This is a genomic window from Amycolatopsis albidoflavus, assembly GCF_039525725.1.
GTDB lineage: Bacteria > Actinomycetota > Actinomycetes > Mycobacteriales > Pseudonocardiaceae > Amycolatopsis > Amycolatopsis albidoflava.
Genome location: NZ_BAAAHV010000003.1, coordinates 559711 through 572986 on the forward strand (window position 1 = coordinate 559711; position 13276 = coordinate 572986).

Annotated in this window: 14 protein-coding genes; 1 reads left to right on the forward strand and 13 read right to left on the reverse strand. The window is 68.8% G+C overall.

What is annotated here, in order from left to right; translation table 11 throughout:
• Positions 1-46: 46 nt before the first annotated feature.
• The 5 genes from ABD156_RS03700 to ABD156_RS03720 all read right to left on the reverse strand — a co-directional run bounded on the left by ABD156_RS03700 (position 47) and on the right by ABD156_RS03720 (position 4973).
• On the reverse strand, positions 47-910 hold the full coding sequence (locus ABD156_RS03700) for a class I SAM-dependent methyltransferase (protein WP_344266322.1): 864 nt from the start codon (positions 908-910) through the stop codon (positions 47-49).
• A gap of 150 nt (positions 911-1060) precedes the next feature.
• Positions 1061-1600, reverse strand: coding sequence for an NADPH-dependent FMN reductase (locus tag ABD156_RS03705; protein WP_344266325.1), 540 nt, complete (start codon positions 1598-1600; stop codon positions 1061-1063).
• A 730-nt stretch (positions 1601-2330) separates the two neighbouring features.
• Positions 2331-3167 (reverse strand): patatin-like phospholipase family protein, encoded by an 837-nt coding sequence (locus ABD156_RS03710; RefSeq protein ID WP_344266328.1) that lies wholly within the window; start codon positions 3165-3167, stop codon positions 2331-2333.
• A gap of 30 nt (positions 3168-3197) precedes the next feature.
• The gene (locus tag ABD156_RS03715; RefSeq protein ID WP_344266331.1) at positions 3198-4019 is read right to left on the reverse strand and encodes a helix-turn-helix domain-containing protein; all 822 of its coding nucleotides are present in this window, start codon (positions 4017-4019) and stop codon (positions 3198-3200) included.
• 72 nt (positions 4020-4091) lie between these two features.
• A complete protein-coding gene (locus ABD156_RS03720) occupies positions 4092-4973 on the reverse strand; it encodes a phosphoribosylaminoimidazolesuccinocarboxamide synthase (RefSeq protein ID WP_344266334.1) in 882 nt (293 codons plus the stop codon).
• Positions 4974-5020: 47 nt separating this feature from the next.
• Between ABD156_RS03720 and ABD156_RS03725 the strand changes: the two genes are divergently transcribed.
• Positions 5021-5815: an SAM hydrolase/SAM-dependent halogenase family protein gene (locus ABD156_RS03725; protein WP_344266337.1), complete on the forward strand. Its 795-nt coding sequence runs from the start codon at positions 5021-5023 to the stop codon at positions 5813-5815.
• Here the strand turns inward: ABD156_RS03725 and ABD156_RS03730 are convergent.
• The 8 genes from ABD156_RS03730 to ABD156_RS03765 form a co-directional block, all read right to left on the reverse strand.
• A complete protein-coding gene (locus tag ABD156_RS03730; protein WP_344266339.1) occupies positions 5698-6585 on the reverse strand; it encodes an MOSC domain-containing protein in 888 nt (295 codons plus the stop codon). The genes ABD156_RS03725 and ABD156_RS03730 overlap by 118 nt on opposite strands.
• A 137-nt stretch (positions 6586-6722) precedes the next feature.
• Positions 6723-7463 carry an amino acid ABC transporter ATP-binding protein gene (locus tag ABD156_RS03735; RefSeq protein WP_344266341.1) on the reverse strand — a complete coding sequence of 247 codons (741 nt, stop codon included), beginning with the start codon at positions 7461-7463 and terminating at the stop codon, positions 6723-6725.
• The gene (locus ABD156_RS03740) at positions 7460-8200 is read right to left on the reverse strand and encodes an amino acid ABC transporter permease (protein ID WP_344266344.1); all 741 of its coding nucleotides are present in this window, start codon (positions 8198-8200) and stop codon (positions 7460-7462) included. The genes ABD156_RS03735 and ABD156_RS03740 overlap by 4 nt, the downstream gene beginning before the upstream one ends.
• 4 nt (positions 8201-8204) lie before the next feature.
• Positions 8205-8966, reverse strand: coding sequence for an ABC transporter substrate-binding protein (locus ABD156_RS03745; RefSeq protein WP_344266347.1), 762 nt, complete (start codon positions 8964-8966; stop codon positions 8205-8207).
• A gap of 20 nt (positions 8967-8986) precedes the next feature.
• The gene (locus ABD156_RS03750; RefSeq protein WP_344266350.1) at positions 8987-9790 is read right to left on the reverse strand and encodes a substrate-binding periplasmic protein; all 804 of its coding nucleotides are present in this window, start codon (positions 9788-9790) and stop codon (positions 8987-8989) included.
• A gap of 145 nt (positions 9791-9935) precedes the next feature.
• Positions 9936-11363 (reverse strand): adenylosuccinate lyase, encoded by a 1428-nt coding sequence (gene purB / locus ABD156_RS03755; protein WP_344266353.1) that lies wholly within the window; start codon positions 11361-11363, stop codon positions 9936-9938.
• A 34-nt stretch (positions 11364-11397) separates the two neighbouring features.
• On the reverse strand, positions 11398-12546 hold the full coding sequence (gene dgoD / locus ABD156_RS03760; RefSeq protein WP_344266356.1) for a galactonate dehydratase: 1149 nt from the start codon (positions 12544-12546) through the stop codon (positions 11398-11400).
• Between the two features lie 16 nt (positions 12547-12562).
• Positions 12563-13243, reverse strand: a complete 681-nt coding sequence (locus ABD156_RS03765; protein WP_344266359.1) for an SDR family NAD(P)-dependent oxidoreductase — start codon at positions 13241-13243, stop codon at positions 12563-12565.
• Positions 13244-13276 lie beyond the last annotated feature (33 nt).

Consider the following 13276-nt stretch of genomic DNA (forward strand, 5'->3'; position numbering starts at 1 on the left):
AGTGAGACTTACGCGGCGGACAGTCACCGCCGGGTATGCGCGCTGTTCAGGCCTCGGTTTTCCGGCAGTGCCAGATAAGCATCGACGGAACATCCTTCGCTGCCGCAGCCAGCGCGTCCGGTACTAGCCCGTTGAGCGACCAGGGCCAGAGATCCCACGGCCCGCCACCGGGAACCTGCTGCGGTTTGGTCGGGGTGGGCGTCGGCTCCTGGCAACTCACCGGCGCGAGACCCGCGGCGAAAAACGCGCGCAGATAGTCGCCGACCCGGTGGTGATAGGTGCGCACCCGAGCCGGAGCACCGTCGGCCATGCGCACCGAGGGAATCGATCCGCGCTGGACCTGCTCGGGATGCACGTCGGAGAGCACGAGGTGCCCGCCCGGCGCGAGAACCCGCGCGAACTCGGCGATCACCGGCGTCAGGTCCGGCACGTGCGACAACGCGAGACCGCAGAGCACCAGATCCTGCGAACCGTCGTCGACCGGGAGTTCGCGCAGGTCAGCGACGAGCGTCGAGTCGGCCTTCGCGTGGCTGAGCATCTCGGGAGAACCATCGACGGCGACGACGTGGTGACCGCGTTCGACCAGGAGACGGGTGAGACGTCCAGTGCCGCAGGCAGCGTCGAGCGTGCGACCGGGTGGGATCGTGTCGAGGATCGTCGCGAGGTAGGGCTCGTCGGCGAAGGCAGCGTTCTCGCCGGAGTCGTACGCGGCGGCCCAGCGGGCGTAACCGTCCCGCGGGCCGAGCTGAGTTACCTCGACGCCTTCGGCCAGGCCTTCGTCGGCCAGCAATGCGCGGATTTCCGCAAGGCGCGCTTCGACGAACGCGCGATCGTGCTCGCCCGTGAACGCGCGGAGCAACGCGGTTCCTTGGATGCCGACGAGGTAGGCGAGGGGATGCTCGTAGCTCACCCTCGCGGACGTTAACCGGGCAAATGCCGCAGGGCCACCGATTTTCGCTGTCGCCCTGGCCTCCGAGACGGTGGAAACCCCTCACCTCTGGGGAAAGGCCCGGCTCACCGCCGTGGTGACCGAGCAGTTTTCACGGCTGGGCTCAGCAGCTCACGGATTGCCCGGTTTGGCTGGTTTGGCCGCCTCCACGAGCCGCCGCACCGCGACCGCGACCCGCCCACGCAGGTCGGGATCGATGAGGGCGCCGTTCTCGACAGCCTGGCGAGGAATGGGAATCCGCGCACAAGCGTCGTCGACGATGCGGGTACCCGCGTAGGTGAGCGTCTTGCGGAGGGACTCGTGCGCGTCCGCACCCCCGGTCGGCGCGGCGACCGAAGAAGCGTTGATCCACGCGACAGGTTTGCCGTACATCTCGCCGCCGCCAATGGTCCAGTCGAGCAGGTTCTTGAACGAACCCGGCAAGCCGCCGGCGTACTCCGGGGTGCAGAACAGGACGCCGTCCGCCGCCCCGATCGCCGCCCGCAACGCCGAAACCTCGTCCGGCAACGGATCCCGATCCCGATCAGGATTGAAGTGCGGCAACCCGTCGAGCCCACCGTACACAGTGGACGGAGCAAACCCGGCCGCGGTCGCGATGACAGCCGCGTTGACCGAACCGGCCCGCAGACTGCCGCTGATGAGCAGAATCACGAGCCCAGTGTGCCAGCGCGGACGGCACCGCGGGGTCTCCTTTTTCGACAGGCACCTAACGTTCACCCGCTGCGACCGCGATTGCCGCACGCGCTGCCGCCACCCCCGGCACCGGCCGCCTCGGCAGTTCTCAAGAGAACGGCTCGGTGGCACGGGATTTCCCAGTGGCGGCCGGGGGTTCTGGCAGCCGCGCTTCCTCATGGCGCGGGCGGCGAGGGAGATCGGGCCGCCAAGATCGAGGATGGACCCGCTTCGCGGCGCGCCGCGTTGCACGGAGTCTTGGCGGCAGACGGTTGGTGACGGATCGGATTCCAGTCAAGGGCAGGTGCGGCCGGAGCCACGACCGCGACCAGACCCGGTCCGGAGCAGTCACACGATCTGCCCAGATCACAGCCAACCCGCACCAGGACAGCCGCCGCAAGCCGCCAAAACCGCCGCCAACCCGCACCAGAACTGCCGCCACAAGCCACCAAACCGCCGCCAACCCGCCCCGGAACTGCCGCACCCTGCCTCTCGACAGCCGAACACAGGTACCGCAGCAACCCGCGAATCACCAGCCGCGAGACCGCTCCTGACCAGGCGGAGGGCCTGCCGGCCGAGAGACCAGCCGCGAAACCCCACCCGAACAAGCCGAAGACCCGCCAGCCGACAGACCAGCCACGAAACCGCTCCCGACCAGGCGGAGGCCAGGCGAGGAATCAGCCGTGAGCCGCCGCGCGGTGTGCCTGCCTTACTGCCACACCACTCCTCCCCGTTGTCCCTGCGCCAGCCCGGCCGTCGCGGCCGCGGTGCGAGTTTCTGGGTCCAGTGGGTTCGGGCCGATCGCCGCGACCGAGGCCTCGTCCGGTTCGAGCACCGCTACCTTCGCGCCTGCCTCGCGGAGATCCGCCAGCACCTGCTCGAACGGGCGCTCCGTCGGGAAAGCCTCCGCCGCGCCCATCGGAACCACCACCGTCACCTGAGCAAAACCTGTTGCATAGTCGGCATTCGCGGACGAACGGACCCCGCCGTCGACATACCGCCTGCCGTCGATTGGCACCACCGGCCAGATGCCGGGCACCGCGCAGCTTGCCTCGACCGCGGCGACCAGCGGGACTCCGGACGCACGGTCGAACACCGCCGGTTCACCGGTTTCCGCTTCCACCGCAACGATTTTCACCGCACGCTCGGGCCAATCGTGGGACGGCAGGCGGGATTCGATCACCGCGCGCCGCCGCGGTTGCGGTACGGTTTCCGCGGCCAGGGCGTATTTTCCCATCTTCCGGCGGATTTCCGCCGCGGTGCCGCCTTCGGCCAGCACCGCGGCGAACTCCTCGCCGAACTTTTCCGGGTTGAACTCGGCCGCGATCTCCGCCGCTTGCCGGGCCGGATCCGCCTGCCGCGCGTACAACCGCGGCAACGGCAATCCGCTGCCCAGCTGCGCCGCCACCGCCGCGCCCGCCGACGTGCCGATCAGCACGTCGGCTCCGGTCACGTCCTGGCCCGCTTCCGCGAGCCCGGCCAGCAATCCGGTCGTCCACGCGATCCCGGCGACGCCACCGCCGCCCAACACCAAAGCTCGGCTCATGCCGCTCCTTTCACCGGTGTCCACTCTGCCCTAGGGCACCGACAATTTCCGAAGCGCCGACTCCAGCAGGGCATCCGTCTCGGGGCTCGGCAAAGCCAGCTCCAGCAACGTTTCCGCCACCTCGCGGTATTTCGCCACCCGCGCCGGGCTCGAACTGCTCGCGCTCTCGCGCAGCAACCGCTCGTGGACGATCGACGGCAGGTCCGCGAAATCGAAAATCGTGAACGCCCTGCCCAGATCGGGATGCCGGTCCGCCGGGACCACTCGCACCTCGACCTTTCCTTCCGCAAGCCGCTCGCGCAGGTGCCGCAGCTGCTCCGCCATCGCCTCCGCGCCGCCGATCCTCTTGTGCAGCGCCGTTTCCCCCAGCACCAGCACACACCGCGCGCCCGAATCGAGCACCGCTCGCCGCTCCAGCCTCTCGGCTACCCGCGCGTCCACCTCGTCCGCGACAGCGCCCGAGGCTCCCGACAGCAGCGCTCGCGCGTACCCGCTCGTCTGCAACAACGGCGGCACCAACTCCGGCTCCCAGCCGAACACCGCGTCCGCCGTGCGCTCCCACTCCAGGTACGGCTCTTCTCCGCCGCTGTCTATCCAGTCCTGCTCTCGCGCTCCTCGCGCCATCTCCACTATTCGCCTGCGGTCCGGCCCGATCACCCTGCAGTGCGCCAGTACCGCTCCGATGTCCTCCGGCTTCGGCAGCCGCAGTCCTCGTTCCCAATTCGTCACGAAACCAGGCGTCATCCCCAGCAACCGGGCCAACTCTCTTACGCCCAGTCTTCTTCTCTCCCGCGCCGCGCGTAACTCCAGGCCCAATGCCCTCGCGCGCGGTGTTGCGTACGGTGTGGTCATGGTTGCAGTGTGTCAGGGGGTGCCGACAGTTTTCGGGGTTCTCTCCCCTGGGGCCTTCGCTCTCCCCCTGTCCTACAGCCACTCCTCCAGCGACAACCCCGTCATCCTCTCGTACGCCTCCACGTACCTTCCCCTCGTCGCCTCCACCACTTCCCCCGGCAACGGCGGCGGCTGCACGTTCGACGCCCTGTCCCAGCCCGACTCCGGCCCCGTCAGCCAATTGCGCACGTACTGCTTGTCGAACGACGGCTGCACCCTTCCCGGCTCGTACCCCTCCGCCGGCCAGTACCGCGACGAATCCGGCGTCAGCACTTCGTCCGCCAGCACCAGCGCGCCCGTCTCGTCCACCCCGAACTCGAACTTCGTGTCCGCCAGCAGGATTCCGCGCTTCGCCGCCACTTCCGCGCCACGGCGGTACACCGCGAGCGTCGCCTCGCGTAGCTCCTCCGCGCGCTTCGCACCGATAGTCGCGACCACTGCGTCGAACGAAACGTTCTCGTCGTGCTCGCCGAACGCCGCCTTCGTCGCGGGCGTGAAGATCGGCGACGGCAGCTTCGAGGCCTCCACGAGACCTTCGGGCAGCTCGACGCCGCACACTGCGCCCGTACGCTGGTAGTCCGAGTATCCGGACCCCGTGAGGTACCCGCGCGCGACGGCTTCCACCGGAAGCATGTCGAGACGGCGTACGAGCAGCGCGCGTCCGCGTACCTCCGCGGGGATGCGCGGGTCGTCGTACGCGACAAGGTGGTTCGGGATCAGGTCCGACAACTGCTCGAACCAGAACACGCTCATCGCCGTGAGCACGCGGCCCTTGTCGGGGATGGGCGTGTCCAGGATGAAGTCGTAGGCGGAGATGCGGTCCGAGGTGACCAGCAGCAGGTGGTCGTCTCCGACCGCGTACAGGTCCCGGACTTTTCCAGCGGCGATCTTCGGGTAATCGGCGAGCGTCGTCACCGCTGCACCCTAACCCGACGGCCGTCACTACGAGGATGATGCAGGTCATGGCCTACCGCTGGATTTCGTTCACCTCCGACTACGGGCTGCACGACGGCTTCGTGGCGGCCTGCCACGGGGTCATCGCCGGCATCGCGCCCGACGTACGCGTTCTCGACGTCACTCACCTCGTACCGCCGCAGCAGGTGCGCTCAGGCGCGGCAGTGCTCGCGCAGACCGTGCCGTCGCTGCCTAAAGCCGTGCACCTCGCTGTCGTCGACCCAGGCGTCGGTACGGAGCGTCGCGGCATCGTGGTGGTCGCGACGCACGGCATCTTGGTCGGCCCGGACAACGGTCTGCTGCTGCCCGCCGCAGAGGCGCTAGGCGGCGTGTACGCGGCGTACGTGATCGATGTGCGCACGCCGACGTCCGCGACCTTTCACGGCCGAGACATCTTCGCCCCGACAGCCGCGCGGCTCGCGATGGGCGCACACCCCGGTTCCTTCGGGCCCGCCATCCGCGACTTGGTGCGATTGCCGGAACCGCTGGTCGCCGCGTTCCCGGGCAAGCTCGTCTCGGACGTGCTGACCGTCGACCACTTCGGCAACGTCCAGCTCGCCGCCACCCCCGCTGACCTCGATCTAACCGGGTTGACCGGTGAGGTGACGGTGCACAGCGAGCACGTCGCGGTGTCCGCCGCGATCGGCCGGACCTTCGCCGACGTGCCCCGTGGCGCGAACCTCGTCTACACCGACTCGGCAGGCAAGCTGGCCGTCGCGGTCAACGGCGGCTCGGCGGCTTCGGTGCTGCGGATCGGACCGACCGAGGAATGCACCATCACCGCGTCGCCGACCGCCAGTTGACCGGGCCTGGTCACCGCCGCCTTCATGCCGAAGAGGACGCCGCCGTCGGGATCGCGGTGGTACGCCGCCAGCGAGCGAATCGGCTCCGGGCCGGAGCGCTTGCCGGTTTCCTGGTCGACCATCGGCACCGCGCAGCGCACGCACAGCTTCGCGTAGGCGAACTCGGCCCCGCCGGCTTCCATCCGCCGGACGGAGTCCTCGGCGTGCGGCTCCGCCCAGCCGCGGATCACGAGATTCGGCCGGAAGCGGTCCATCGGCACGGGTTCGGCCCCGCGCTCGGCGATGCGTTCGTTCAGGTGGTCCAAAGAGGACTCGGAGATCACGAGGATCGCGTGCCCGTCGGCGAACCCCGCGGTGCCGGCGGTCTCGCCGCTTGTCACCCGGTCGTGTTCCGGCGTCACCCCGAGAAGCACGGACGGCTGCCCCACGACGGTGGAGAACCACTCGGCGGCGTCGGCGCCCTGGTGGACGCCTTCGCCGGTCCAGTTGAAGGTGGCCGCGGGGTGCCGCTGGCCGTCCTTCTGGACTTCGATGGTCAGGTCTTCGATCCCCGGCGCGGACAAGGTGAGGCGGGTGCCGTCGTCCAGGACGCGGGGTCGGATGGCGGCCATGATCGGGGAGCGGCGCTGGCTGCGGAAGTCGCCGTCGGGGGCGGTGACCATGAATTCACGATCGTGCGCGAGACCGGCTGGGGTTACGGCGGCGGACTGGACTGTGGTGCCAGCGCAGCCTTTGACCGGGTAATACGTGAGCTGCGAGATCGTCCCCATGAGGATCACGGTACCTGTTCGTCCGAAGGGGACGGGGCGGCGCAGCCATCCCGCGGGGGTTGCGTTCCGACGAACGTACGTGAGGGGAACCCTGAGGGAATCTGATTCCCTCAGGGTTCCCCTCACGTACCTTGGCCTTACAACACCTGTGACAGGAACTGCTGCAACCGAGGACTAGCCGGCGCCTCGAACACCTGCTCCGGCGTCCCCTGCTCCACGATCCGTCCCGCGTCCATGAACGCGACCTCGTCGGCCACGCTCCGGGCGAATCCCATCTCGTGCGTCACCACGATCAACGTGAGACCCCGCGAAGCCAGCCCAGCCATCAGGTCAAGGACGCCCTTGACCAACTCCGGGTCCAGCGCACTCGTGGCCTCGTCGAAGAGCATCACTTCCGGTTCCATCGCCAGCGCCCGGGCGATCGCCACCCGCTGTTGCTGGCCACCGGACAACGCGGCCGGGCGGTAGGGGGCCTTGTCCGCGAGGCCGACTTCCGCCAGGCGCGCCCGGGCGACCTCGGCAGCGTCCTCTTTGGACAGACCGCGCACGCTGCGCAGCGGGAGCACGATGTTGTCCAGCACGCTTCGATGCCCGAACAGGTTGAAGTGCTGGAAGACCATCCCGACGCGCTGGCGCAGCGCGTCCGGATCCGAGGCGATGACGCTTTTCCCGTCCAGCAGCAGGTCGCCGCTATCGGGCTCCTGCAGGCGGTTCACGCAGCGCAGCAAGGTCGACTTTCCGGAACCGGACGGGCCGATCACGCACGTGGTGCTCCCGCTCGGCACCTTCAGGTTCACCCCGCGCAGGACCTCCAGCGTCCCGAATCGGACGTGGATGTCCTTCAGTTCCACCGAAGACGAACGAATCGCTGTACTCATACCGTCCCACCCGCGAGCATTTCGTTGCTCTCCGCGGTCACCTTGCGACCGGTCTGCAGCCGCTTGTCGATGTAGTTCACCAGGTGCGTCAGCGGAACCGTGATCACCAGGTAGACGACCCCGGCGGCCACCAGCGGCGACAAGTTGCCCGTGTTCGCCGCGAGGTCCTGGCCGATGCGGAACAGTTCCCGTTGCGAGGTAAGGAAACCGAGGAAGTACACCAGGGTCGAGTCCTTCACCAGCGCGATGAACTGGTTCACCAGCGCGGGCAGCACCCGCCGCACGCCCTGCGGGATCACCACCAGCAGCATCGCCTTGGAATAGCTCATGCCGAGCGCGCGGCTCGCCTCCAGCTGTCCCTTGTCGACGCTCTGAATGCCCGCGCGGAAGATCTCGCCGATGTAGGCGGCGGCGATCAGGCTCAGCGCGGCGATGCCCAGCGGGTACGGGTTGTTGCCCACCAAACCGCGAGCGAGCAGGCCGACGCCCTGTCCGATCACCAGGATCGTCAGGATCGCGGGCAGGCCACGGAAAATGTCCGTGTACACCCGCGCGGGCCAGCGCAGCCAGCGTTTGGTGGAAAGACCCATCACCGCGAGCACCATGCCGAGCAGGGTCCCGATGATAGCCGCCGCCACCGACAGGATCAGGGTGTTCAGCAGGCCGGTCTTGAGCAGGTCCGGGAAAACCTCCCAGATGTACTGCCAGTTCAGGAAAGTGTCGAAAAACTGATCCATCAGGCTACTTCGTCTTGAAGTCCGCGGGAACCGGAATGCTCGGCTCGAACTGCTGGTGCACCTTGGCCCAAGTACCGTCCGCGACGGCCTTCTTGATGCCGTCGTTCAGCTTGGCCAGCAGGTCGGTGTTGCCCTTCTTCACGGCGTACCCGTGCGGAATGTTGGTGGTGATCGCCTTCGTGACCTTCAGCGCGGGGTTCTTCGTCGCGTAGTCCTCCGCGGACACCTGGTCGAACACCGCGCCGTCGACCGCCGCGGAGTTCAGCGCGCTCAGCGCCGCCGCGTCGTTCGGGAACCGGACCGCCTGCGCCTTCGGCGCGTTCGAGGCCAGCCAGGTGTCCGACACCGTGCCCTGCACCACGCCGATCCGCTTGCCCGCCAACGAGTTCTCGTCGGTGATGCCCGCGGTCGCCTTCGCCTCGATGCCGAGCGACTGGTAGTTGTACGGATCGCTGAACGCCACCGTCTTCTTGCGCGCGTCGGTCTGCGCGATCGCCGAGCTGCCGATGTCGAACCGGCCGTTCGCGACGCTGCCGAGCAGCGCCGAGAAATCGGTCGCTACGAATTCCAGCTTCAGGCCCTCTTTCGCGGCGACATCCTTCAGCAGCTCGTTGTCGAAGCCGGTGAATTGGCCGTTCTCCTGATACGCGTTGGGCCGCGAATCGCTCAGCGTGCCGACCCGCAGGGTCTCGCCGCCGTCGCCACCGCACGCGGTGAGACCGGCGACCAGTGCCGCCGTGAAGGCGGTGACGATCAGTTTTTTCATGCCACCAGTGTGCCCCGGCATCAGGAGTTCGCCACCGGGAGGCCCGGGCCGCCCTTCTCCAGCTCCTTCGCGACCGGAGCCTCCTTGAAGAACTGCGCGTGCAGCCGGGCCGCGGTGCCGTCGGCGATCGCCTTCGCCAGACCGTCGTTGATCTTCTTCAGCAGCTCGGGGTTCGACTTGGCGACCGCGAAGGCGGACGGGGTGTCCTTGTCCGCGACGGTGTAGCCGAATTCGAGCGGGAGCGTCGGGTTCTGGTCGATGTACTTCTGCCCGATGTCCTTCGGCACGACCCAGCCGTCGAGACCGCCGGTCTTCAGCTGCGCGAAACCGGCGTTGTAGTCCGGGAACCGGACCACCTGCGCACCGGCGAGCTTGCCGGCGAACTCGTCCTGCACCGAACCCTGCACGACGCCGACCCGCTTGCCCGCGAACGAGTTCGCGGCGGGCAGCGCGGCGCCCTTCTTGCTGACCACGGTGGTGTAGCTGGTGTCGTAGCCGTTGCTGAACGCCACGGTCTTCTTGCGCGCGGCGGTCGCGGAGATCGTCGAGCTGCCGATGTCGAGCTGGCCGCCGGCGACCTTGGCGAGCAGGCCGGAGAACTCGGTGCCGACGAAGTCGACCTTGAAGCCCTCGCGCTTGGCGATGTCCCGGAGGAGTTCGTTGTCGTACCCGGTGAACTGGCCGTTCTCGAGGTAGATGCTGGGCGGGGCGTCGGTGAGGGTGCCGACGCGCAGGGTTTCCCCGGAAGCGTCCGAGGATCCGCACGCCGTAAGGCCCGCGGTGGCGGCGACAACGACGGCGAGCGTGCTGAGGATCTTTCTCATGACTTCTTCCTGAATATCCGGGGTGCGCAGACAAGAAGCGCCAGGCCGCGGGGTGGCGGCCTGGCGCTTCCGGGTTCGGCACGAAGACTAAAAGCTTCGCCCGATCGAGTAATGCCGTCTCAGCACGTGGACGGCGTGCGCGCACTCACAGAATCGGCTGCGGCGCGTACTGCGCGGCGTCCGGGAATCGCTTGAGCACGTCCTCGACGCGCGCCGCGACTTCTTCGACCTGACGCGGGGCCACGCCGGTGAACGAGATCCGGTCGGCGAGGAGTTCGTCCAGGTCAGCGCGGTCGAGCGGGAGGCGTTCGTCGGCCGCGAGCCGGTCAAGGAGGTCGTTCTCCGCGCCGCGTTCGCGCATCGCGAGGGCGACGCCGACGGCGTTCTCCTTGATGGCCTCGTGAGCCGTCTCACGCCCGACGCCCCGGCGCACCGACGCCATGAGCACCTTCGTGGTCGCGAGGAACGGGAGATAGCGATCAAGCTCACGCTCGACGACGGCCGGGAACGCGCCGAATTCGCCGAGCACGGTGAGGAAGGTCTCGAGCAGGCCGTCGAGCGCGAAGAACGCGTCCGGCAGCGCGACGCGGCGCACCACGGAATCCGAGACGTCGCCCTCGTTCCACTGGTCGCCGGCCAGCTCGCCGATCATCGACAGGTAGCCGCGCAGCACCACCGCGAGGCCGTTGACGCGCTCGCAGGACCGGGTGTTCATCTTGTGCGGCATGGCCGACGACCCGACCTGGCCCGGCTTGAAGCCCTCGGTGACCAGCTCGTGCCCGGCCATCAGCCGGATCGTCTTGGCGAGGCTGGACGGCGCGGCGGCAAGCTGGACCACAGTGGACAGCACGTCGAAGTCGAGCGAGCGCGGGTACACCTGGCCGACGCTGACGAACCGGTTGCCGAAGCCGAGGTGCTCGGCGATCTTCGTCTCCAGCTGGTCCAAAGTGGACTCGTCGCCGAGCAGGTCGAGCATGTCCTGCGCGGTGCCGACCGGACCCTTGATGCCGCGCAGCGGGTAACGCTCGATCAGGTTGTCCAGCCGGGAGAACGCGACGAGCAGCTCGTCGGCGGCGGTCGCGAAGCGCTTGCCGAGCGTGGTCGCCTGCGCGGCGACGTTGTGCGAGCGGCCGGCCATCACCAGGTCGGAGTGCTCGACGGCGAGCGCGGCCAGCCGCGACAGCACCGCGGCGACGCGGCTGCGGACCAGCTCCAGCGAGCGCAACTGCTGCAGCTGCTCAACGTTCTCGGTGAGGTCGCGCGAGGTCATGCCCTTGTGCACGTGCTCGTGCCCGGCGAGGGCGTTGAACTCCTCGATCCGGGCCTTCACGTCGTGCCGGGTAACGCGTTCGCGGGCGGCGATCGATTCGAGGTCGACCTGCTCGACCACGCGCTCGTAGTCTTCGACCACGCCTTCGGGCACCTCGACGCCCAGCTCGGCCTGAGCCCGCAGCACGGCGAGCCACAGCCGCCGCTCGAGCACGACCTTGCGTTCGGGCGACCAGAGCGCCACCAGCTCAGGCGAGGCGTAGCGGGCGGCGAGCACGTTCGGAATGCTGGGCTTGAGCGTCACGGGGCCACGATACCTGCGCAGGTCAGCGGGGCGGTCACCACTCCGTGAGGCTGCCGTCGGGAAGCCGCCACACCGGCGACCGCCAGGCGTGCCCAGTCTCATCAGCGCGACGCACGGCCTCCTCGTCCACTTCGATGCCGAGGCCAGGCGCGGTCGGGCGCGCGGCGTACCCGTCGACGAAGCGGAACAACGCGTCGTCGGCGAGATACGCGACCGGCTCGCGGCCGTCGTGATAGTGCATGCCGAGGCTTTGTTCCTGGATCAGGAAGTTCGGCGTCGCGAACGCCACCTGCAGCGCGGCGGCCAGCGAGATCGGGCCGAGCGGGCAGTGCGGGGCGAGGCTCGCGCCGTACACCTCGGCCTGCGCGGCGATGCGGCGCAGTTCCGAGATGCCGCCCGCGTGCGACGGGTCCGGCTGCACCACGGCCACGCCCGCGTCCAGCACCGGTTTGAATTCCCAGCGCGAGAACAGCCGTTCCCCGAGCGCGATCGGGACCGTGGAGGCCTCGACCACCGATTTCAGCACGTCGGCGGGCAGTTCCGGCAGCACCGGCTCCTCGACGAACATCGGCTGTACTTCTTCGAGCATCTTCACCAGCCGTCGCGCCATCGCGGGCGAGACGCGGCCGTGGAAGTCGATCGCGAGGTCGCGGTCGGGTCCGAGCGCCTCGCGGGCCTCCCGGGCGCGGGCCAGCACGGCCTGCGCTTCGGCAGGCGTGACGATCGGTCCAAGCGGGCCGGTGCCGTTCATCTTCACCGCGGTAAAACCACGCTCGACCTGCGCGGACACCGCGTCGAAGATCCCCGACGGACGGTCTCCGCCAACCCACGAATACACCCGCACGCGATCGCGCACCGGACCGCCGAGCAGCTCGTGCACCGGAGCGTTTCGCGCCTTGCCCGCGATGTCCCACAGCGCCTGGTCGAACCCGGCGAGCGCGCTGGAGAGCACCGGTCCGCCGCGATAGAAACCGCCGCGGCGCAGGACCTGCCAGTGGTCCTCGATGCGCAGCGGATCCTTCCCGACGACCAGCTCGGCCAGCTCGTGCACGGCCGCGCGAACGGTCCCGGCGCGGCCTTCCACGACCGGTTCGCCCCAGCCGGCGATGCCCTCGTCGGTGCTGACCTTCAGGAACAACCAGCGCGGCGCGACCAGGAAGGTCTCGACCCCGGTGATCTGCACAGTGCCTCCAAACGGACTAAGCGGAATCCTTAGCGGCCGACCAGCCGCCGTCGACGGTCAGCTCGGCGCCCGTGACGAACGACGCCGCGGGCGAGAGCAGGAACGCGATCACCGCGGCGATTTCGGCCGGGTCGCCGAGCCGTCCGGCGGGCGTCGCGCGAACGCTGCGTTCGCGGTCCTCCGCGCTGATCCGGTCCCACGCTTCGGTCTCGACCGGGCCGGGAAGCACCGAATTCACCCGGACTTCCGGTGCGTACTCGACGGCCAATTGCCGGGCCAGGGAAACCAAAGCGCCTTTGCTGGCCGCGTAAGCCGGGTGGCCGGGCAGGCCGAACCGCGCGTGTACCGAGGAAACCAGCACCACAGAGCCGCGCCGAGATCGCAGCGACGGCAGACAGGCCCGCACGGCCAGGTACGACGCGGTGAGATTGACGTCCAGCTGTCGTTGCCATTGCGCGCGGTCGGTTTCGTGCAGCGGGCCCGAAGTCGGCAGATACGCGTTGCTGACCACGGCGTCGACTTCGCCGGCAAGATCGAGAACTCGTTGCCACGTCTCGTCTTCGGTCACGTCGCCCTGCACGCCGCCGGGCACCGGGGCGAGGTCGACGCCGATCACCCGGTAGCCGTCGGCTTCGAGCTGGAGGGCGGTCGCGGCTCCGATCCCGGACGCCGCGCCGGTCACCACGGCAGTGCGCATGGTTCGGAAGCATGCCGGGACGCCCGCGACCCC

Coding starts and splice junctions, on each gene's coding strand:
- ABD156_RS03715 (WP_344266331.1), bottom strand. CDS start 4,019: ATGACCACACCGTACGCAACACCGCGCGCGAGGGCATTGGGCCTGGAG.
- ABD156_RS03725 (WP_344266337.1), top strand. CDS start 5,021: ATGGCCTACCGCTGGATTTCGTTCACCTCCGACTACGGGCTGCACGAC.
- ABD156_RS03740 (WP_344266344.1), bottom strand. CDS start 8,200: ATGGATCAGTTTTTCGACACTTTCCTGAACTGGCAGTACATCTGGGAG.
- ABD156_RS03765 (WP_344266359.1), bottom strand. CDS start 13,243: ATGCGCACTGCCGTGGTGACCGGCGCGGCGTCCGGGATCGGAGCCGCG.
- ABD156_RS03750 (WP_344266350.1), bottom strand. CDS start 9,790: ATGAGAAAGATCCTCAGCACGCTCGCCGTCGTTGTCGCCGCCACCGCG.
- ABD156_RS03745 (WP_344266347.1), bottom strand. CDS start 8,966: ATGAAAAAACTGATCGTCACCGCCTTCACGGCGGCACTGGTCGCCGGT.
- ABD156_RS03735 (WP_344266341.1), bottom strand. CDS start 7,463: ATGAGTACAGCGATTCGTTCGTCTTCGGTGGAACTGAAGGACATCCAC.
- ABD156_RS03710 (WP_344266328.1), bottom strand. CDS start 3,167: ATGAGCCGAGCTTTGGTGTTGGGCGGCGGTGGCGTCGCCGGGATCGCG.
- ABD156_RS03730 (WP_344266339.1), bottom strand. CDS start 6,585: ATGGGGACGATCTCGCAGCTCACGTATTACCCGGTCAAAGGCTGCGCT.